The sequence below is a fragment of the Streptomyces sp. rh34 genome (assembly GCF_002551245.1).
Taxonomy (GTDB): Bacteria; Actinomycetota; Actinomycetes; order Streptomycetales; family Streptomycetaceae; genus Streptomyces.
The window spans coordinates 1-20,181 of sequence record NZ_NTGZ01000014.1 but is presented as its reverse complement, the minus strand read 5'-3'; the positions used below and the strand labels follow the sequence as shown (position 1 = coordinate 20,181).

General features: G+C 69.6%; 20 protein-coding genes and 2 pseudogenes. 12 read left to right on the top strand and 10 right to left on the bottom strand.

Annotated features, from left to right (window positions below; genetic code table 11):
* Positions 1-840 precede the first annotated feature (840 nt).
* On the top strand, positions 841-1,587 hold the full coding sequence (locus CR470_RS05360; RefSeq protein ID WP_257138433.1) for a D-Ala-D-Ala carboxypeptidase family metallohydrolase: 747 nt from the start codon (positions 841-843) through the stop codon (positions 1,585-1,587).
* A gap of 78 nt (positions 1,588-1,665) precedes the next feature.
* On the opposite strand, the gene CR470_RS39405 is transcribed toward CR470_RS05360, so the two are convergent.
* The 5 genes and pseudogenes from CR470_RS39405 to CR470_RS05340 all read right to left on the bottom strand — a co-directional run bounded on the left by CR470_RS39405 (position 1,666) and on the right by CR470_RS05340 (position 4,666).
* Positions 1,666-1,818, bottom strand: coding sequence for a hypothetical protein (locus CR470_RS39405; RefSeq protein WP_179892147.1), 153 nt, complete (start codon positions 1,816-1,818; stop codon positions 1,666-1,668).
* A pseudogene (locus tag CR470_RS05355) lies at positions 1,817-2,012 on the bottom strand (hypothetical protein); the annotation flags it as partial. The gene CR470_RS39405 and the pseudogene CR470_RS05355, both read right to left, overlap by 2 nt.
* Positions 2,013-2,114: 102 nt before the next feature.
* Entirely contained in the window at positions 2,115-2,402 is a 288-nt protein-coding gene (locus tag CR470_RS05350; RefSeq protein ID WP_097866424.1) for a hypothetical protein, read from the bottom strand.
* 402 nt (positions 2,403-2,804) lie between these two features.
* Positions 2,805-3,965 (bottom strand): ATP-binding protein, encoded by a 1,161-nt coding sequence (locus CR470_RS05345; RefSeq protein ID WP_097866423.1) that lies wholly within the window; start codon positions 3,963-3,965, stop codon positions 2,805-2,807.
* Positions 3,962-4,666, bottom strand: a complete 705-nt coding sequence (locus CR470_RS05340) for a response regulator transcription factor (RefSeq protein ID WP_097866422.1) — start codon at positions 4,664-4,666, stop codon at positions 3,962-3,964. Before CR470_RS05340 ends, CR470_RS05345 begins: the two co-directional genes overlap by 4 nt.
* 172 nt (positions 4,667-4,838) lie before the next feature.
* Here CR470_RS05340 and CR470_RS05335 point away from each other — a divergent pair, with 172 nt between their 5' ends.
* From CR470_RS05335 to CR470_RS05320, 4 genes are read left to right on the top strand one after another with little or no spacing between them, the layout of a single operon-like run.
* A complete protein-coding gene (locus CR470_RS05335; RefSeq protein WP_097866421.1) occupies positions 4,839-5,363 on the top strand; it encodes a hypothetical protein in 525 nt (174 codons plus the stop codon).
* Positions 5,360-6,424 (top strand): peptidoglycan-binding protein, encoded by a 1,065-nt coding sequence (locus CR470_RS05330; RefSeq protein WP_097866420.1) that lies wholly within the window; start codon positions 5,360-5,362, stop codon positions 6,422-6,424. The genes CR470_RS05335 and CR470_RS05330 overlap by 4 nt, the downstream gene beginning before the upstream one ends.
* Positions 6,421-7,173 carry an ABC transporter ATP-binding protein gene (locus tag CR470_RS05325; protein ID WP_097866419.1) on the top strand — a complete coding sequence of 251 codons (753 nt, stop codon included), beginning with the start codon at positions 6,421-6,423 and terminating at the stop codon, positions 7,171-7,173. The genes CR470_RS05330 and CR470_RS05325 overlap by 4 nt, the downstream gene beginning before the upstream one ends.
* Positions 7,167-8,375 (top strand): ABC transporter permease, encoded by a 1,209-nt coding sequence (locus CR470_RS05320; protein ID WP_373561390.1) that lies wholly within the window; start codon positions 7,167-7,169, stop codon positions 8,373-8,375. The genes CR470_RS05325 and CR470_RS05320 overlap by 7 nt, the downstream gene beginning before the upstream one ends.
* 80 nt (positions 8,376-8,455) lie before the next feature.
* Here the strand turns inward: CR470_RS05320 and CR470_RS39400 are convergent, their stop codons facing one another.
* Positions 8,456-8,602, bottom strand: a complete 147-nt coding sequence (locus CR470_RS39400; RefSeq protein WP_179892150.1) for a hypothetical protein — start codon at positions 8,600-8,602, stop codon at positions 8,456-8,458.
* A gap of 730 nt (positions 8,603-9,332) precedes the next feature.
* Between CR470_RS39400 and CR470_RS05315 the strand changes: the two genes are divergently transcribed.
* The gene (locus tag CR470_RS05315; RefSeq protein WP_143663770.1) at positions 9,333-10,562 is read left to right on the top strand and encodes a hypothetical protein; all 1,230 of its coding nucleotides are present in this window, start codon (positions 9,333-9,335) and stop codon (positions 10,560-10,562) included.
* Between the two features lie 66 nt (positions 10,563-10,628).
* Positions 10,629-11,180, top strand: a complete 552-nt coding sequence (locus tag CR470_RS05310; RefSeq protein ID WP_097866417.1) for a hypothetical protein — start codon at positions 10,629-10,631, stop codon at positions 11,178-11,180.
* A 445-nt stretch (positions 11,181-11,625) separates the two neighbouring features.
* Here the strand turns inward: CR470_RS05310 and CR470_RS05305 are convergent, their stop codons facing one another.
* Positions 11,626-12,084 (bottom strand): TIGR03618 family F420-dependent PPOX class oxidoreductase, encoded by a 459-nt coding sequence (locus CR470_RS05305; protein WP_097866416.1) that lies wholly within the window; start codon positions 12,082-12,084, stop codon positions 11,626-11,628.
* Between the two features lie 536 nt (positions 12,085-12,620).
* Here CR470_RS05305 and CR470_RS05295 point away from each other — a divergent pair.
* On the top strand, positions 12,621-13,928 hold the full coding sequence (locus tag CR470_RS05295; protein WP_097866415.1) for a YncE family protein: 1,308 nt from the start codon (positions 12,621-12,623) through the stop codon (positions 13,926-13,928).
* A gap of 205 nt (positions 13,929-14,133) precedes the next feature.
* On the opposite strand, the gene CR470_RS05290 is transcribed toward CR470_RS05295, so the two are convergent.
* Positions 14,134-14,313: an alcohol dehydrogenase gene (locus CR470_RS05290; RefSeq protein ID WP_179892149.1), complete on the bottom strand. Its 180-nt coding sequence runs from the start codon at positions 14,311-14,313 to the stop codon at positions 14,134-14,136.
* 113 nt (positions 14,314-14,426) lie between these two features.
* Between CR470_RS05290 and CR470_RS41260 the strand changes: the two are divergent.
* From CR470_RS41260 to CR470_RS05270, 4 genes and pseudogenes are all read left to right on the top strand, one after another.
* Positions 14,427-14,730 (top strand): annotated as a pseudogene (locus CR470_RS41260) (universal stress protein); the annotation flags it as partial.
* 371 nt (positions 14,731-15,101) lie between these two features.
* Positions 15,102-15,893, top strand: a complete 792-nt coding sequence (locus tag CR470_RS05280; RefSeq protein WP_257138430.1) for a CPBP family intramembrane glutamic endopeptidase — start codon at positions 15,102-15,104, stop codon at positions 15,891-15,893.
* A gap of 28 nt (positions 15,894-15,921) precedes the next feature.
* A complete protein-coding gene (locus tag CR470_RS05275; RefSeq protein ID WP_179892148.1) occupies positions 15,922-17,139 on the top strand; it encodes a sensor histidine kinase in 1,218 nt (405 codons plus the stop codon).
* A 4-nt stretch (positions 17,140-17,143) separates the two neighbouring features.
* Positions 17,144-17,836, top strand: coding sequence for a response regulator (locus CR470_RS05270; protein ID WP_097866412.1), 693 nt, complete (start codon positions 17,144-17,146; stop codon positions 17,834-17,836).
* 294 nt (positions 17,837-18,130) lie between these two features.
* Here the strand turns inward: CR470_RS05270 and CR470_RS05265 are convergent, their stop codons facing one another.
* Complete coding sequence (locus CR470_RS05265; protein WP_097866411.1) at positions 18,131-19,672, bottom strand: FAD-binding oxidoreductase; 1,542 nt, start codon at positions 19,670-19,672, stop codon at positions 18,131-18,133.
* Between the two features lie 97 nt (positions 19,673-19,769).
* Positions 19,770-20,147: a hypothetical protein gene (locus CR470_RS05260; RefSeq protein ID WP_097866410.1), complete on the bottom strand. Its 378-nt coding sequence runs from the start codon at positions 20,145-20,147 to the stop codon at positions 19,770-19,772.
* Between the last annotated feature and the right edge of the window lie 34 nt (positions 20,148-20,181).

The following is a 20,181-nucleotide window of genomic DNA, read 5'->3' as shown; positions in this document are numbered from 1 at the left end:
GGTTTTCGCCGCCCGCTCGACTCCGGCGCGCAGCCGGGCCGGGTCGAGGGAGTGTTCTCCGGGAAAGTACCCGACCTTGGTGGAGAGCGAGAACTTCGGCCGGGGATCGCCTGCAGCCGTCTTCAAGGCCTCATGCGAGCGGTGGCGGAGGTAGTTCGAGGCAGTGTCGAGGCGCATTACGCCGAGACCGGCGGCTGCTTCGAGTACGTCACGGGGGTGACGGGACCGGTATGGGCCGAGGACGACATCTCCGTCAGTGGTTCGCACAGACCCTCCGCGATGAGCAGGTCGGCCAGGGCGGTGGTGTCCGCGTCGGCGCCGTCCAGGTAGCGGATGACCTGACAGGAGGTACGCAGACCCGGTTCTGCGCGCTCGTGGAAGGTCAGCCGTTTGCCGCGACCGCTTCAGGTCTGCCGAACGCGGTCACGAAAGGCATAGGGCGTGCGGGCGTGTTGGACCGCAGTTCGTCCAGGAACCGCTCGGGGCTGTAAGAGGTGGCGAGATCACCACGCGGGCCGCCTCTCGTGGAATTTCGCGGAAAACTGGTCCGGAAGGCGCAGCTCAGAGGGCCGTCAAGTGGTGTAGACCAGTACCAATTTTTAACAGCGCTTTACAAGCGCGTCGGCGCATGCAGTAATCATGTCGTGCTCATGGCGATCACCACGGGCCACCGGCCTGCAGGGCGGCCATCGGTGATGCCCGAGGGCTAACAGCAGGCTCTGAATCGCGTGCCTGGGTGGGGTCGACCGAGCCACTGCCCCACCCGACCGCAGTCCGCGCCGCCCCGGCACCGCGGGCGGGTCGGCACTATCCCCACACAGCACCATCGAAGGGACCACTGTGATCCTCAGAACCAGGACCTCCCGGCTCGGCCGGTCGATGTTCGTACTCCTCGCGGCCTTGCTGGCCCTCGGCGTCGCGCAGATCGCCACACCTCCCAAGGCGCACGCTTACGACTGGTCCCGCACGCTGCGCGCGGGGTCCAGCGGCGCCGATGTCCGCGAGCTGCAGATTCGCGTCGCGGGATGGGCCGCGGACAGTCCCACGCGCACGCGCGTCGCCGTGGACGGCGAGTTCGGTCCAGGTACCAAGGCCGCGGTGGTCCGTTTCCAGCGCGCCTACGGTCTGACGGCCGACGGCGTCGTCGGGCCGGCCACTCACCGCGTGCTCAACAGCCTGGAAGACTCGGACAGGTCCACGGACCACTTCAACTTCTCCGAGTTCTACTCGAAGGACGGCTCCGGTTTCAGCGGCGGTAAGGTCAACTCCGGAACGGTCAAGGAGAACGTCCGCCGGCTGATGTACAAGCTGGAGGCGGTCCGCAAGAAGGCGGGCAACCAGGCCATCACGGTCAACAGCGGATTCCGCAGCATCCGGCACAACTCCAATGTCGGCGGCGCGTCCAACAGCCAGCACATGTACGGCATCGCCGCCGACATCGTGGTGAGCGGCCGTTCGGTGAGCCAGGTCATCTCCTACGCGCAGACGTCGGGCTTCTCCGGCATCATCCGCTACAACACGTTCACCCACGTGGACAGCCGGGCCGACTACGCCTACGGATCGAGCGGCTACTACTGGAACATCTGACCCGAACGGGCAGACCACTGGTTCCGCTCGGGGTGGCGGAGCCGTTCCTCCGCCACCCCTGCGCCTCCATCGGCGCCGTCAGGCCACCGGGCCCTTCGGTTCGAGTTCGCCGAAGTCCTCGGGGAGGGCGTCGAGGTGGCAGCCGGTTTGTTCGCCGACCGGGTTCAGCGCCGCCAGCCGCCAGCTGCTGCTCGACGTCCGCGAGGACGACCCGTCCGCCGGATCGGACATCGCCCGCCGGGCACAGCGGCCACCGCCCGTACCGCTCCAGCAGCGCGTCCTGCATCGTCCTGGGTGACCAGTCCGGCCACGAACTCCGTGCCCTCCGGCCACTGCTCCAACCGCCACCGCCGATGGGGCGCCGCTTCCTAGTCCAGCGAGACGTCGTCCGCTTGGGCGACCTGCCCGGCGGTGAGATCGGCCATGACCAGCGCACGGGCGGTGCCCGTCGAAGCCGCCCCGATGTCAGGCTGGTACGACGCCAACTACCGCTGCTGCGAGGCGAGTGGAACGTTTCTTCTGGAGGGCTAGTCGCAGAGGGTCTCCAAGTGTCGCGAGGAGATGGGATCCCGCTGGCCAATTGAACGTTCATCCGAAGAAGTTCGGGGTGAGGTCCAGATGGCCTCCAGTCCAAGTGAACGGTAGCCGTGACCCTGTGTCCATGCTGAACGGCTGGGATGTTCCTGCACGTGAGCGTCGGCCAGGGATGTCGGCAGTGCCTTGCGTTCGATGCCTCCGAGGCGTTGCTCGAAGTCGGCCTGCAGCCGGTTCAAGGTGTCGAGAAAGTCCTCGAGCGGAATACTTTCTTCGTTCATCTGCTCCTCGTTTCCTGCATCGTTCCCTTGCCCTGCGCCGCGGAGCCGGAACGTTCGGGTGTTCGTAGGAGGCGCGCACGCCATCGGGGACGCGACCTCGGAAATCTTCAAAATTGAAACGAAATATGCTTTCCGCTCCTGTACTCCGCACAACGATCTCTTTCGCCGGAGGAAGCGCGGCATACGGGTGACCTTTCGAGAACGTGTCACGTTCGCCCGGTCTGTCCGGTAAGAGCCTCGGGCGCCTGCGGGCTCCTTGGGCGTGTGTGGTGGGGCTGCTCGCCCGCACCGCGCGGTCAGTGACTGGGCCAAGGGGAGTGGTGGGCCAGGGCCGGCGAGGAATCGTTTCGCCTTCGCTGCGCTGTGCGCCGAAGACCGGAGTGGTAGGCGGGGCCGGGCGTGTCACAGGAAGGTGATGGTGACGGTCAGTCCGCCGTCTTCGTTGGCGTGTGCTGTGGCGTGGGCGTGGTGTGCGTGGGCGATGGAGGCGACGATGGCCAGGCCGAGGCCGGTTCCTTCGCCGGGGGTGTGGGTGCGTTCGGTGAGGCGGCGGAAGGGTTCGAAGAGCTGGGGGGCGATATGGGAGGGGATCACCGGGCCGGTGTTGGTGATGCGGAGCGCCCTGTCGGCGAGGGAAATATGGACGTGGCCGCCGGGGCGGTTGTAGGTGAGGGCGTTGGCGAGGAGGTTGCGGACCAGGTGGCGCAGTAGAACGGGGTCACCGGTGATGGTGGCCGGTTCCAGGGCGAGGTGCAGGCTGATGTCCTGCTCAAGGGCCTGGTCCGAGAAGCCGGTGGTGACGCTGGCTGTGATCTCGTCGAGTGCGACTGGTTCCGGTCGCTGGAGGCCCTGGTCGGTGGCGGCGAGCAGGAGCAGGGAGTCGATGAGTTTCTCGCTGCTGTCGGCGGCTTCCAGGAGTTCGCGGCGGATCCAGCGGACGCGTTCGAGGTCGGGGCCGGGGTCGGCGAGGCCGATTTCGGCGGCTGCGCGCTGGATGGCGAGCGGGGTGCGCAGTTCGTGGGCGGCGTTGGCGGCGAATCGCTGTTGGGCGGTGACGAGCCGCTCGAGGCGCTCGAGCATCGCATCGAAGGTGTCGGCGAGGTCTTTGAGTTCGCCGGGCGGGGCTTTGAGGTCGATGCGCTGGTGAAGGTTCTGGCCGGAGAGTTTCCGGGCCGTGGTGGCGATGACGCCGACTGGGCGCAGGACGCGGCCGGCCATCCACCAGGCGAGAAAGAGGGAGAGGAGCGTGTAGAGGGCGAAGGCGAGCGCGCAGACGGTCAGCAGACGGCTCAGTGTGGTGGCGGTGACTGCCTCGACCGTGACTGTCTGGGCGTACCGGCCGGCCCGCTCGGGCGGGACGATGTCATCGGGCGAGTCGTCGGGCGTGGAAACGGGCCGGTCGAGGGTGGCGTGGGAGACCGCGTCCTGGATGCGGCTGTCGAGGCCGTCTTGGACCAGCAGGTAGATGACGGTGATCAGGAGGCATCCGGCGAGCAGCAGCAGGCCCCCGTACAGGGCGGTCAGACGGGCCCGCTCGGTGGTCGGCAGAAGGCGGCGGATCATGTCCCCGCCTCCCCGGGCGCGGTAGGTCGCTCGCCGTCCGGACCAGCGGGGACGCGGTACCCGGCGCCGGGTACGGTTTCGATCACGGGCGGGTCGCCGAGCTTGGCGCGCAGGCGGCTGAGGGTGACGCGCACCGGGTTGGTGTCGTACCCGGCGCCTTCGTCCCAGACCTTCTCGATGAGGTCCTCACCGCTGACGACCGCACCGCTGGCGCGCATCAGCGTCTCCAGCACGGCGAACTCCTTACGTGACAAGGGAAGCGGTGTGCCGTCCCGGTATGCCTGGCGGCGCGCGGTGTCCAAGGTGATGCCGGCGCGTTCGATCACGGGCGGCAGCGCGGGCTGGGCCCGCCGTCCGAGAGCAAGGACGCGGGCGAGGAGTTCGTCGTAGGCGAACGGTTTGGTCAGGTAGTCGTCCGCCCCGAGGTTGAGGCCCTCGACGCGGTCGGGGACGGTGGCGGAGGCGGTGAGCATCAGCACCCGCGTGAGCAGCTGCTTGGCCACGACCCGGCGGCAGATCTCGTCCCCGTGCAGGCCGGGCAGGTCCCGGTCGAGGACGACCACGTCGTAGTCGCCGAACTGCAGCTTGCGAAGGGCGGTCAGACCGTCGAGAGCTACATCGACCGTGATCGCGTCACGGCGTAGCCCGTCGGCGATCATTGCGGCCAGGAACGCCTTGTCTTCCACCACCAGAACACGCATGTGTCCTGTGTACCTGACCTGTGGCTTTCATCGCTGTTACAGCACCGGGGCGGCCACCGTCAGCGGGGGAGGCGGGCGCTGTAAGAGAAATGAAACAGCGCTCTTGGCCACGATGCCCTCGTCCGCAATCAGGCGGGCCGCCGCCGTGCCGGTGGCCCCTGCGCGAGGAGACATGACCTTGAGAAGCCACAAGATCGCCCTGGCCTTGATGTCGGCGCTGACGGGGGTAGCGCTGTTCGCCACCGGCTGCTCCCAGTCCTCCGACAGTCCGGGACCGAGCGAGTCGACTTCCGGCTCGGGCGGGTCGGACGGAGCGGGGCCGGACACGGCCGCGTTCGACAAGGCGCAGGCTACGCGCAAGTGCCTGCGGGACAAGGGCATGGATGTGCCCGACCTTCAGCCCGGCGAGAACCCCTACTCCACGATGCTTCAGCCGCCGCTAGGCTCGGACCCGGCGAAGTGGTCCAAGGCCCTGGAGGACTGCGGTTCGGGCCCAGGCGGCTCCGGCGGTGGCGGGGATACCGGGGAACAGCAGTCGCTGGACCAGCAGGTCAAGATCGCTGAGTGCCTGCGCGGCAAGGGCTTCGACATGCCCGACCCGAAGGCCGGCCCGGACGGTTCTCGCAACGCCTGGACGATCCCCGAGGGCGCGGACCAGGACACGTTCATGACGGCGCTGAACGAGTGTGTGGCATGAAGCGCACGACCTTGATCGTCTCGGTCACCGTCGCGGCCGTCCTGGTCGGCGGCGGCTTCGCCGCCACCACTCTGACCGAAGGCGACGCAGCCGACGCCGGACAGGACCAGGCGAACCTGCCCGCCGCCACCGAGCCGGTTGTACAGGGCGATCTGGTGAGTACCACCAGTGTGGACGGCACCCTCGGCTATTCGAGGAAACGCAAGATCAACTCTGGTGCGACCGGCACCCTGACCTGGGTGGCCTCGGGCGGCGCGAAGGTTGAGCGGGACGGAAAGCTGTATGCGGTCGACGGCACGCCGGTCCGTCTCATGTACGGCACGGAGCCGATGTACCGGAAGCTGAAGAACGGCGACACCGGTACGGACGTCAAGCAGCTGAAGCAGAACCTGATCGCACTGGGCTACGGCACCGGTCTGGCCGCGGACGACGAGTTCACCGACGGCACCACCAAGGGCGTCAAGCGCTGGCAGAAGGACCACGGGCTGAAGCAGACCGGCGAGATCGGCCCGAATCTGGTCGCCTTCGCTCCGGGCCCGGTGCGGGTGGCCGGCGCGGAGGCGGCGGTCGGTGACCGCACCGACCCCGGGCAGCAGGTGCTGACGACCACCAGTTCCGACCGGGTCGTGCAGCTCAAGGTCAAGGTGTCCCAGGCGTCGCTGGCCAAGCCGGACAGCAAGGTGGAGATCCAGTTGCCGGAGGGCACCACCACCAGCGGCACCGTCGCCTCCGTCGGCACCGTCGCCAGGAGCGGAGACAGCCCGGACGACAGGACGCCCCGGATCGACGTAACGGTCACTTTCGACGACCCGGAGAAGGTCTCCGGCATCGACAAGGCCCCCGCGACGGTGAAGCTGACCGGACAGACCCGCAAAGATGTGCTCAGCGTGCCCGTCGGAGCCCTGCTCGCGCTCAAGGGCGGCTCCTTCGGCGTCCAGGTCGTCGACGGCGACCAGGTACGCGAGGTCGAGGTCAAGCTCGGGATGTTCGCCCAGGGCCGCGTCGAGGTCACCGGCGACGGCCTCAAAGCCGGCATGCGCGTCGGAGTGCCGTCGATATGAACGACACCGCCCAGATTCCCACGACTGCCGGCGGGCCCACCGCCGCGCACGGTCCGGTGGTCGAGCTGGCAGGGGTGACCAAGACCTATCCGGGCGGTGTCCACGCCCTGCAGGGCGTGGACCTGGCCATCGGTCGCGGGGAGCTCCTCGCGATCGCCGGCCCGTCCGGGTCGGGCAAGTCCACCCTGCTGCACATCATCGGCACCCTCGACCCCGCCACCACCGGCTCGGTGCACATAGCCGGGCACGACACCGCCACCCTCACCGACCGGCAGCTCTCCGCGCTGCGGGCCCAGCACATCGGCTTCGTCTTCCAGGCATTCCACCTGGTGCCCGGCATGAGCGCCCAGGACAACGTCGCCGAGGGCCTGCTCTACTCCGGCCTTCCCCGCGCCCAGCGCCGCAGCCGCGCCGCCCAGGCTCTGGAACGCGTCGGCCTCGCAGACCGCGCGAGCCACCGGCCGCACGAACTGTCCGGCGGACAGAAGCAGCGGGTCGCCATCGCCCGCGCCGTCGTCGGCGAGCCCGATCTACTGCTCGCCGACGAGCCGACCGGTGCCCTGGACACCGCCTCCGGCCAGGCCGTCATGGAACTCATGCACCAACTCAACCAGGAGGGCGCCACCATCGCCGTCATCACCCACGACACCGACATCGCCGACCGCCTGCCCCGCCAGGTCCGCATCCGCGACGGCCGTATCGCCCAGGACACGACCGCCGGCACGCACGCAGCCGGGCGGGAGTGGTGAGCCGCCGTCGGCCGGCCCTCAAACCGGCCCGTCTGGCCCCGCGGGACGTCCTGCACACCGGCTCCGCCGGGATGCGTGCCCGGCCGATGCGGATCGTGCTGTCCGCACTGGGCATCGCCATCGGAATCGCCACCATGATCTCCGTGGTCGGCATCTCCGCCTCCAGCAAGGAACAACTCCTCCAGGAACTCGACAAGCTGGGCACCAACATGCTCGTCATCACCCCCGGCACCGACCTGCTCACCGGCAGGAAAGTTCCTCTCGCCGAGGATGCCGCCGGCCGGGTCGCCCGCATCGAGGGCGTCGAACACACCGGAGCCACCGGACTCCTGCCCCACACGGTGCGCCGCTCGGAGAAGATCGCCGACACCATCACCGGCGGCATCACCGTCCAGGCGGCCACCGACGACCTGCTGGCCACGCTGCGCGGCACCATGCACTCAGGGACCTGGCTCAACGAGGCCACCGGCACATACCCGGCGGTCGTCCTCGGCGACGTGGCCGCCCAACGCCTGGGCATCACCGAACCCGGCCAGCAGGTCTACATCAACCAGCAGTACTTCACCGTGGTCGGCATCCTCGACCCGCTCCCGCTCGCCCCCGAGATCGCCCGCTCCGCCCTCGTCGGCTGGGACATCGCCGCCGGTGAGCTCGGCTTCGACGCCCGGCCCACCACCATCTACGAACGCTCCGCCGACAACAAGGTCGGACAAGTCCACCAGCTCATCCCACGCGCCGTCGATCCCCGGACACCGCGCAACGTCAGCGTCTCCGACCCCTCCGCTGCCCTGCAGGCCAAAGCCGCCACCGAAGGAGCCTTCAGCAACCTCCTGCTGGGCCTGGGCGGAGTCGCCCTCCTCGTCGGCGGCGTCGGCGTCGCCAACACCATGATCATCTCTGTCCTCGAACGCCGCCACGAGATCGGCCTGCGCCGCTCCATCGGCGCCACCCGCGGCCAGATCCGCGGCCAGTTCGTCACCGAGTCCCTCCTGCTGTCCACCCTCGGCGGCGCCGCCGGCATCATCCTCGGCTCCTCAGCCACCGCCCTGTACGCCCTGGCCGGCAATATCCCCTGGGTCGTCCCCCTATGGGCCGTCGGAGGCGGCTTCGCCGCCACCCTCGCCATCGGCACCCTCGCCGGCCTCTACCCCGCCGTCCGCGCCGCCCGGATCTCCCCCACCCTCGCCCTCCACGCCGCGTAGACGCGAGACAGGCGCGGCACGGGACGTGTCTTGCGGCGAATGGTCCGGCGGCGGTGAAGTGGAAGCACGCGGAATTGTGATCAGGACCGTAGCGGATCACCTGCCGCGATGCGGGCAGCTGCCTCGGGGAGGGCGTCATCGAGTTCGGCAGGGTCGTTGAGGGTGCGGCCGCCGTCGGGCGGCACCAGCCAGCGCATCCCGCCGGCGGCCATGCCGGGCCGGGGCACGACGATTTAGGTTCCTGAGCCTGCGCCGCGCCTCCCGGTAAACCGGGAGGCGCGGTCCGTCGTGACCGATGCGACGAAGAAGGCAGTGCGGGTGCCACCGAGGTCGGCAGGCAAAGAGCCCGGTGCGCAGGTGCGTCGGGTGAGCACGTCGAATGCCAGCCGGCCGGAACGAGCAGGACGTCTTGCTGCCCGCCGTTATAAGGCGGCGGTGGCAGATCGGTTCCTGTGCAGGTGCGAGGGCTGGAGGCCGCAGAAGACCTGTGCAAGAAGCTTTACACGTCTCAGCCGTCATCGTGGGCGGACCGGCGTCGCTCCTTGCCTCGGGCGAACTCGAACTGCATCCCGCGCCAGCCCTGTACGGCGGGCTCGTGAACTGGCCGGAGCACCCCCGCACGCGAGCCGGACCGTCGGCGATCATGGAACACCGTTGCTCACCCCGACCGGAGACCCGAATCCTGCCAGGTCAGGGCGCCGGCCGGTGCCCTTCGAGGTCGTGGATCTGCGCGGCCGGGTCGCGGCCGGCATCGGCCGGGGATCACGGCATGCGCACTGCTCAACCAGGCGCTCTCCATCCCTGTGATCTTCGTCTCCGGTTCTGGACGATGTGGACGACCTGTCACTCGGGTGCGGTACAAACATTCCGCGGGCTGACCGGGGCTCGTAACGGTTGGGCACCTACAGGGTGTTGCCGTGCCGTGCTGGTCTACGACGCTCAGCAGAGGAACACGACATGCCCGATCCGCAGCCTCTTCCTGTGCCGCGGTCGTCGGCCTGGCGCCGTACGCGCTGGGAGCGCTACCGGCTGACGGGGCCGTTCTCCCCCGCTGATCTCGCGGCGCTCTGGGGCCTGATGGGCGCTCTGGTGGGTGTCGCGCTGCTCTGCGGCTGGGTACTGGACGTGAAGGGCGGCACGGTGATCGTGGTGGCCGCCCCGTATGTCTTCCTGTGGTTCGACGCGCGGCGCGTCCTCTTCGAATTCGGCCCCTCCGGCGTGCGTATCGGCAGCGTTCAGCTGCCATGGGCCGACGTCGTCGCTTTCGTCGTCGCCGACTCCGCCGCGCTCGGGCCGCGGGTGCTCCTCGGCACGCGGCTGCGCGACGGCACGCTCATACCCGCGGGGGCCGACGTGCTGCCGCCCGATCCGGCTATGCCCGCGCAGCTCCATGTGGCGGTCGAGCGGCGGAAGTTCGATCTCGGGAAGCTGACCGCGAAGGCGCGGCGGTATGCGCCGCCGCATGTGCAGATCGTCGACGCGACAGCAGGCGCTTCCGGGCGGTTCGGAGGCGGCCCGGTCGCGGGCGGCGATCCGTACGCGGGCTCCGCCAATCCGTACGGGACCGGCCATCCTGCCGCCGGCAACCCCTACGCGGCGGCCGGGCAACCGGGGGTGGTGTCCGGCCGGTCGCGGACCGTGCTGCCGGATGGATACGCGCCTCGCTGGGGCCTCGCCCTGGCCGCTGTGCTGACGTGTGTCGCGGTCTCGGCGGTTTTCGCTGCCGCACTGACCCGGATTGCCATGGTCTTCCCGTATGAGGGTGTGGGTGCGACGGGCGGCATCGCCGTGTTGACGGAGGACGTCCTCGGGTTGTCCGACGTCCCGCCCGGCGGCCCCCCGGGCGGGTTGGTGACCTGGCCTTCGCTGCTCTTCCTCCTGGCCGCACTCACCTTGGCCTACCGCGCCCTCGGGCCGCACGCGCCGTCGCGTGCGTTCCGGATCGTGGGCCTCCTGTGTGCCGTGGCCTTTCCGCTGGTACTCCTCGCGCACGACGCCTTCAAAGGCCATCCCTTCAGCGGCTACGAGAGCGGCTGGTGGCTGCTGCACTTCGGAGCGTTCGTGGGGCTGGCGGGGTTCGTCGCCATGGACCGGCTGCTCGCCCGGAGCGGGGGCCCCGCGGCAGGGCGCGACGAGTGGAGCTCGGGGGAGTCCGGCCCCCACCAGCCCGACACCGGCCCCTACTGACCAACCGATCAACCGATCAACCGACCGACCAACCGATCCTGACGACCACTGCCTCCAGGAGGAGCCTTGAACGCCCGTACCGCATTCGCCGTCCTCGCCGCCGCGCTCGCGCTCACCGGATGCTCCGCCGACACCGAGGAGCTGTCCTACGGCGACAACGCGAAGAAGGACAATCTGGAGGTCAGCGTGGTGCGCGTGGACGCCGGGACCTCCGGCGACCTGTCCATGCTCGAGGACGCCGCCCAGTACCAGGGCCGTACGCCGTACTACGTCCACTACCGGGTGACCAAGACCGAGGCCGGGGACGTGAAGGGGCCCTCCTTCGACGTCATGGCGGACGGGGACCGCCTGACACGGCTGAACATCATGAGCGCTTTCCCGAAGCCGGTCGTGGGCGAGGACGGGCAGCTCAACTACGAGGAGGCGCCGAAGTTCGACAAGTGCCTCGACGAGCACGACTCAAGCAAGTTCGAGAAGGCCGCGGCGGGTGAGAGCTATGAGGCATGCTCCGTCTACCTCTCCGAGTCGGGCTCCAGTGCGGAGCCCGAGAGGGTCGAGTGGGTCAAGGGCGGCCTGCTGCGCAGCAGCGACGACGAGGCGTTCGCCGTCTGGAAGTGAGCCCGCCTCGCCCGTCCGTCACCAGGAGCCCGGCCTCCGCTCGGCGGGGTGACCTGGAGCGCCGAGCGGCAGTGCCACCGGCTGGGGGAGAAGAGCGCGTCGACCACCCTCTGGGATCATGGTCCGGTACGGTCAGCCGTTCGGGGGAGACGGCGGACTGCGGGCACTGGGGCCCGACGACCCGTCGTACGTGGGGCAGTTCAGGACGGGCGCCCTGCTCGGCCAGGGCTGCCACGGGCCGGGTCCTGCTGGCTGCGACCGCGGACGGTCGCCTCCTCGCCGTCAAACCCCTACACGCCGACCTCGCCCACGACGAGGGCTTCCGCGCTCGGTTGCGGCGTGAGGTCGGCGCCTCCCGGCGGGTTCCGGGGCCCACACGGCACCGGTGGTCGATGCCGACCCCGACGCCCCGGCACCCTCGCTCGCCTTCCTGACTGTGACCGTTCTAGCCGTTGATGTCGAGTGCCGTCCCGTACAGCCGAGATACCTTCAGCCGGATGACCACGCGGCGCTCGGCGACCAACTGCTGCAAGAACGCATTTTCATCCTGCGGCTTCGCGGCCCCTGGCACCATCGCGAGCAGCTCTCGCCCGATCGCATCCCCCGGCGTGGTCGTGATCTCGGAGACATCGGCCTCGCCCTCAGCCACGGCGAACGACCATACGTCGCCGCCCGGAACATGCACGGCCGCGCGTGGGTCCCGCCGGAGTTGCTTGACCTTGATGCGGTCGGCAGTGGTGGAGAACCGCACGATGCGCGCTTCGGCGTCCCAGTTGTAGACCATGGTGGTGAGATGAGGATGGCCACTGCTCTTATTGGTGGCGAGGGTGCCGAACTGCTGAGTGCTCAGCAGTTCGGAGAGTGCATCGTCGGACAGGGAGCGGGGTGCTGGACCTTGAGTCATGACGTGCTCAACTTCCAGGTGTGCCTGGGCATTCCATCCGCCAGGTGAAAGTCTGGCCACCAACCTTCACAACAGGCCCCAGCCGCCACGTTTCTGACACCCCAGTGCTTCCGAGGCGGGCGGCTTGCTGGCCGGCAGCGATCCGCAGAGTGTCTGAGCTGCGGAAAGATGCCTGCAGCGCAAGATGTTCCGGAACTGGATCGGACGGTCCCAGGAGGACAGCGCACAGGCCCGTGACGACTGGATGAACGGCACCCGCTTCGGTGAGGTGAAGAGCTACGCCGACCCTCCGATTCCGGCCCCGGAGCTGCCTTCGGCGCCGCTGAAGGCGCGGGGGAGGCGCGGCGGAGGCTGCGCTGAGCTGGGACTGTCGCCCGAACTGACACGTGGCGAACCGTTGTGACGACTCGATGGCACCTGTCGAGGAATCTCGATTGGGCTCTGTTCAAGCTTCCCGCTCCTGGCTACGTTACCTCCAGTAACAGGCGTGAGCCTGTCTGACGGCGCGCCGCCCACCCCGGCCCCTGGAGTTCACCATGACGCGTTCCCTCCCCGCTCGTCGCCCTCGCCGTCGGTCCCCCTTCGGCGCGGCCGTCCTTGTCGCCCTGGGGCTGACCGCAGGTGCGTTGCCGGCGATCTCCGGCTCGGCCGGCGCGAGCGAGATCCCGAAGCAGGCACGGGGGACCTCCTCGGAGGAGCTCAAGGAGGTGTTCTTCGTCGGCAACAACTGGGACGGCACCGCCGACGTCATCAGCTCCCGTGGCGACTACGCCAAGATCGGCCGCATCGACATGATCCCCGACAAGAAGGAGCGCCTGTGGGAGATCTACCTCAACCCCGTCAAGCTCGCGTTCTTCCTCGGCATCCGGCTCGGCCCGGGCGAGGGGCACGACCAGTACGTCGACGACATGTACACCACGAAGGACGGCAAGTCCGTGATCGCCTCCCGGCCGAGTTTCGCCGACGTGGTCTCCATCGACGTGGAGAGCGGCGAAATCAACTGGCGCTTCCCGGTGTCCGGTTTCCGCTCGGACCACATGGCGGTCTCACCCGACGGCACCCAGGTCGCCGTCTCCTCCTCGACCTCCAACACCGTGCACGTGCTGGACATGGCGACGGGCAAGGAGGCAGGAAAGTTCAGGACGGGCGACAAGCCGCACGAGAACGTGTACACCGACGGCGGCAAGTACCTCTGGAACATGGCCATCGGTGAGGTCAACACCGACATGGACGCGCCCTGGCAGGACTTCACCAAGGGGGACCGCCGCATCACCGTCGCCGACGCGAAGACCTTCCAGGTCAAGAAGATCATCGACATGCGCGAGCGGCTCGACGCCTTCGGCCGCAAGGACCTGTCCGACGCGCTGCGCCCCGTGGCCTTCACGCCCGACGAGTCGAAGATGTACTTCCAGGTCTCCTTCTTCAACGGCTTCGTCGAGTACGACGTGCACAACGACAAGATCACCCGGGTGAAGACGCTGCCGAAGAACCCGGACACCAGTGACGACCGCACCACCTACGTCAACGACTCCCGCCACCACGGCATGTCCATGAGCCCCCGGGGAGACAAGCTCTGCATCGCCGGGACCATGGACGACTACGTCACCGTAGTGAACCGTGAGACGCTTCAGGAAGGCCCGCTCGTCACCGCCTCCAAGCCGTACTGGGCCACCGTCAGCGGAGACGGCAAGCACTGCGTGGTGTCCGAGAGCGGCACCGACCAGGTGACGGCCATCGACTTCGCCACCGGCGAGAAGGTCACCTCCATCCCCGTCGGCGACCATCCGCAGCGGGTCCGCCTCGGCCACGTCCCCACAGGCTGGACCGGCCCCGCCACCGGCTGAGCCGCCTGGGAATCCGAGCCGCACGCCGCTTCGCCCCGAACGCGCCGCACCACATCCGACGGTAGGGACGAGAGCAGTTTCCCCGCCCGCCCGCAGCCCTGGTCGCGAAGCACGCTGGACGGTGATCGCGCATGCGGGCGGTCCTCTGCCAGGGCTGTCGGGGGAAGGCTTTGGCGGCAGCTCCCGCGCGGACATGACCGCGTGTTCAGCCGTAGTGGGCCGTGCGCGTCAACTCCCGCATGTCGTCCGGCATCGGCGTGCGGGGGTTGGCCGGTGCGCACTGGTGCGCGTAGGCGCGGAGGGCCTGCCGCGACAGCGCGTCCAGGTAGGTCCGTCCGTCGACTCCCAGCGCCTTGAACGTCGGTTCGATGCCCGACGGCGTCACGCAGGCGCTCGACGGCCGCGGCGGGGGGCTCCATGACCTCGCCGTCGGTGGCCGGTGCCTCCAGGTGGCTGAAGACCAGGCGGATGGCGTGCGGCGCGAGGCCGTCGATGGAGTTCGCGTTCACCGAGGCCGCTCTGCGCGGGGCGCCGCTGGTGGCCCCGCACGTCTGGAGCACCTGGAGCGAGCGCGCCCATGAAGGCCCCGGCGACCCCCTCAACGCCAGCCGCTCCACCATGACGTGGGCTGGAGCGTGCCCGGATCCGCCCGGCCCCGCTCGACGCCAGCCGCGACGCCCAACTGGTCGTCGTCGACGCCCGGGGACGCGGTGGTTTCACCGGCCTGCTGCTCGGCTTCGTCAGCCAGGCCCTGCTGCACCACGCCCACTGCCCCGTCACCGTGGTCCGCCGCCAGGAATGACCGTGCCTCAGCAGACCACGACCGAGGGCAGCGCTCTGCCGGTACCAGGAGGCCCGCAGCCGATCCAGCTGCTGTGGGGCGGCATCGAACACGTTCGCCTCTTGCGGCGTACAGTCTCGTTCGCGCTTCGGCCGCGTCCCGCGGCGGAACGGGCGCGGGCGGGTGGCGCATCCCCCGTGAGAGCTACAGGAGCTGTCCATGCACGGGTGATTTGCGGACGTCTGCGGATTCCTAGTGTGGTCGTCAGGTTGCCGCGAGGGTGACCCACTGCCAGGGAGGCCGCCATGGGCACGACATCCGCTATACGACACAGCGCAGGCTCCGGCCCGGGAACGGACCGTGACCGGGGCGGCGGCCGCTTCGGTCGGATCATGAGGTCTCCGCTCGGCTGGATGCTGGCGGGAATGGTCGGCGTCGGCCTGGTGTCGGGGCTGACGGCGACCGGACCCGGCCCCGTGCCGGTGCTGGGCGCGGTTGCCGCGGTGGCCGTCTACTGCTACGTCATGCGCCGTGTGGCACGACGCTCCGCGCCGGAGATCGCCCGGTCCGGGGCCGCTCGGGAGGTGCTGCTGGGCGGCGGGATCGGCCTGGGTTTCATCCTTGTCTCCGCCCTCCTGATCACGGCGTTCGGAGGCTACTCGTTCACCTGGGCGGGCGACGGCTTCATGTCGGTCGTCCGGACAGCGGTCGTGGTCCAGATCGGTGCTGCGGTCACCGAGGAGTTGTTGTTCCGCGGTCTTGCCCTGCAGGCTCTTGAACAGCTGTGGGGTAGCCGGGCCGCCATCGTGATCACCTCGGTGTTCTTCGGCGCCGCCCACCTGGGCGCCCCTGGAGCGAGCGCGTGGAGCGGGCTGGCGATCGCCCTGGAGGCGGGGGTCCTGCTCGGAGCCGCGTTCTTGTGGCGGCGTAACATCTGGTTCGTCGTGGGGCTGCACTTCGCCTGGAACACCACGCAGCAGCTGCTCGGCATCCCGGTCTCCGGACACGCCCCCGAGGGCCTGTTCACCGTCGACGTCCATGGCTCCGCCCTTCTGACCGGTGGCAGCTTCGGTCTGGAGGCATCGATCGTGCCCGTCCTCATGGGCGTGGCCATCGCCGTTCCGATGCTCGTCCGCGCTCACCAGAACGGTGGCATCAAGTCCCGTCAAAGCGTGCCCCGTTGAGACAGGACGGCTGGAGGAACCTGAAGTGATGTCCCGTCAGGCAACCTGGAGCCTCCCGCTGCTCCGGGCGTCGCTCGACCGGTGGCGGGAGCGGGACGCTCTCCTCAAGGACGGTGTCCTCGCCCTGACGCTCACCCTGCTGGCCTTCGTGCCGCCCCTGTCCCGGATCGGTGCGCAGATCGGCGATCTGCCCGAGCGGCCGACGAACGTGCTGAGCGTCGGGCTGGTCCTGGCCCAGACCGTGCCACTGGCGGTCCGCCGCAGGTGGCCCGCAGCCTGTCTGGCCGTCGTCGCGGGTGCGTTCGCCGTGCACCAGGCGCTGGGCTTCGCGACAACGTTTGCGAGCATGGGACTGTATCTGGCCCTGTACTCCGCCGCAGCCCACCAGGTCCGCTTCCGCCACGGCCCGGTCGTCGTGGCGAGTGCGGGTTACGCCGTGCTGGCCGTCGTCCTGGACCGTCTCGGCTCACCGAATTCGCTACCGGACTACCTCGCGTTCTCTCTGGCCCTGGCCACGGCCTGGCTGGTGGGGAGCATGGTGCGCACGCGGCGGACGGAAGAGGCGGAGCGGCGGCGGCTGGCCGCCGAGGTGGCCACGGCCACCGAGCGGGCGCGGATCGCCCGCGAGCTGCACGACGTGGTCACCCACCACGTGACGGCCATGGTGGTCCAAGCCGACGCGGCGCAGTTCCTGCTCACGTCCGCGCCGGAACGCGCAGGCGAGGGACTGACGGCCGTGAGCGACACCGGCCGTCGGGCGCTGAGGGAACTGCGGTACCTGCTCGGTGTCCTGGAGGCGACCGGCGAGGCGGCATCCGCGGAACCTGCGGGCGTGGGCCGGGCACCCGCCCTGGGGCGGGTGGGGGACCTGATCGAGCAGACCCGCAGGTCGGGACAGCCGGTCGAGTTCGGCGAGCAGGGTGAGCGGCGGCCGCAGGGCGTGGACGTGGAGCTGGCCGCGTACCGGGTGGTGCAGGAGTCGCTCACCAACGCCTTGAAGTACGCGGCCGGGAAGCCGACACGGGTCCATCTCCGGCACGGCGACGAGCACATCGAGATCGTGGTGACCACCGACGGACCCGCCGCCGTACCGGTCGCGCGGAAGCCGGGCCCCGAGGGCGGACGGGGGCTGGCCGGGCTGCGTGCACGGGTGCGGCTGCTCGATGGTGAACTGGAGGCCGGTCCCCGGCCCGGAGGCGGGTTCGAGGTCCGTGCCACGATTCCGTCCAAGCCCCTTCAGGAGTGACCTCGTGAGCGATGTTCCGCCACCGATCCGTGTGCTCGTCTGCGACGACCAGGCACTGGTGCGGACCGGCTACGTCACCATCTTCTCCGCACAGCCCGATCTGCAGGTCGTCGGGGAGGCCGAGAACGGTCACGAGGCGGTCCAGACCGCGCGGCGGCTGCGCCCCGACGTGGTCGTGATGGACATCCGGATGCCCCTGCTCGACGGCATCCAGGCGACGCGACAACTGGCCGGCCCCGAGACCGCAGACGCGCCGAAGGTGTTGGTCGTCACCACGTTCAACGTCGACGCCTATGTCTACGACGCGTTGCGCGCCGGAGCGAGCGGGTTCCTTCTCAAGGACGCGCCTCCGGCGGAGCTGGTCAACGGTATCCGGACCGTCGCCCGGGGCGAGGCCCTGCTGGCACCCGCCGTCACCCGCCACCTCATCGGCCACTTCGCCCAGCATCTGCGACCGGCCGATGCCTCCCGGCCGGCCAGACAGGAGGTTGTCCGTGCGCTGACGCCCCGCGAGCTGGAAGTGCTCCAACTGATCGCCGAGGGGCTGTCGAATGCGGAAATCGCCGCGTCGATGTACATCACGCCTGAGACCGTCAAGACCTACGTGTCGCGTATCCTGGCCAAACTCGGCCTGCGCGACCGCGTCCAGGCGGTCGTCCTCGCCTACCGGGTCGGACTGGTGCCCGGCACACCCTGACCGGCCTGCGCGTGTGCTTCGTACAGCGGCGTCTGCCACCGGCTTCAGACCTCACCTCAGGGGCGATGGACTCGGTCGACGACTCGCCGTCGATCGCCGCCCCGGCGACGGCGCGGCTCGGCCCCATGTGTGCTTGCGTACGAGGATGCCGGCCCCCGCGCAGTACCGGGTGCCACGGGTTCGGCTCCTGCACGGAAAGAACCCTGCACGGAAAGAACCTGGTCCGCATCCGCCGCCCGGTCGTCGGGCGGCGGACACGGACCCTCAGAACCCGCGCGTCACGTCGAACGCAGGCTACACAGAGGCAGGAATGGCCTGGGGGAAACGGAAGAACCCGTTCGGGTCGTACGTGCGCTTGACACGGCTGAGCTCGGGAAGGTTCGAGCCGTAATAGGCGTCCGCCCAGTTCGTGAGGTCGGGGTCAGGGAAGTTCGCGTACGAACGGCTGTTGGAGTACGGGTCCATCGCTCCGAACACGCCGTTCAGCCACTGCCCCGCGGCCGCCTTGTCCTCGTCGGTGAGGTACGCGCCCTTGAGGCTGGTCGTGATGGTCGCGCTGTACAGGGCGTCGCGGTGCACCCAGGCCGTGGAGTCCGTGGCCGGGAGATTGGCGTTCTTGCCCAGGCCGAGCAGGCTGATGACGCGGAACTGGCCTGCCCTGCGGTCGGCGTCGAACGCGGCGAGCATCTCGTCCACCCCGGTCCGGGGCAGGACACGGCTGAACATCCGGCCGCGGTTCTTGATGTAGGCGGTTCGCGGAAGGGACGCCTCGGGGGAGCTGCCCGTGGTGTGGCACGCGTCGACGGTCTTGTCCTCGCAGCCGAAGACGCGCATCATCGCCTTCTCGTACGTGAGGTCCTGCACCACGCGCGTCGCGGGCTCGCTGCCGATGAGGGCCGACAGCATCCGCAGCTCGGCGTCGAGCGCCTCCATCGAGCCGAAGTGCACACCGGAGACGCCGAACACGGGCACGGCCCCTGGGCTCGCGTCGGGCATCCGCAGGACGCCGCCGCAGGCCAGGTCGGCGGAGCCCTGCGCCACCCACTCCAGGTAACCGGCGATCGCGGCCTGCGCCTTGTCCCAGGACCAGGTCAGGCTGTAGTGCCCGACCCGGGGGATGGCGGTCGCCTTCATCCGGTAGTCGGTGATCACGCCGAAGTTGCCCCCGGCACCACCGCGCAGCGCCCAGAAGAGGTCGGCGTTCCGGTCCTTCGACGCGGTGACGACGCACCCGTCCGCCAGGACCACCTGGGCCGAGAGCAGGCGGTCGGACGCGGGGCCGTACTTGCGGTACTGCCAGCCGGTGCCGCCGCCCGTGATGAAGCCGCCGGGGCAGACGGTCGGACAGAAGCCGGAGGGCACCGTCAGCCCGCTCGGGCTGAGCCGGGACACGACGTCCACCGTCTGTACACCGGGGCCGAGCCGAACCTCGTCGGCCCCGGGCACGACCTGGTTCATCCGGGTCAGACTGATGACGAGGCCCTCGGTGGTCGACCAGCCTCCGTAATTGTGGCCGCCGCTGCGCACCGAGGCGTGGATGCCGTGGTCCTGGGCGAAACGGATGCACGTGCTGACGTCCTGAGGCGTCTCACAGAGGGCGACCGCCTGCGGATATATGGAGTCGAACTGGGCGCTGGCCAGCATCCTGGCGCTGTCGTAGCCGGTGTCGGCGGGGAGCACCACATCGCCGGTGAGCGACGCGCGCAGCGCGTCCCACTTCGCGTCCGCGCGCGGCGCGGAGCGGGCTCCGGCCGCGGAGGCCGTGACGATTCCGCCGGCGGTGGCGGCGGCGGTGAGGCCGGCGCCTGCTCCCAGCAGGGTTCTGCGGCTGATCATCTGTCAATCTCCCTTTGTTGCTCGGTTCGTGCGCATGATGGCGACGGGGCGGTACCGCAGAGGAGCGGCCCCCGCGCCGGCGGGGATGCGGGCCGGGCTACTGCGGTCCCGGAACGCACCACGCGTCGATTCGACCTGCCAGGATGTGCGTCGCGACCTGGTCGGGGCGGGCCCAGAAGCCGCTCAGCATGACCGGGACCCCCAGGGCCGTGCGTACCGTGTCGGCTGCTTCGAGGGCGTCGAGCACCGTGTCCGGCTCGGCGGCGCCGCCGAGCGGCGCCGCGAGGTCGGCCAGGTCGCACAGGCCGGCCGCGCGCAGCACGCGCAGCCGGGCCAGTACCGCCTCCGCGGCGTCGGTGAACCCGGTGCGTACGGCGACGGCCGGACCGGCCGGCCACCCGGCGGCGCGCGCTGCCCCGGCGAACGCCTCGGCCTCCGCCGTGGCCCGCGCCGGGTCCTTCGGGCACGGCCCCATGTCTGTCTCTTATACACATCTCTGATGGCGCGAG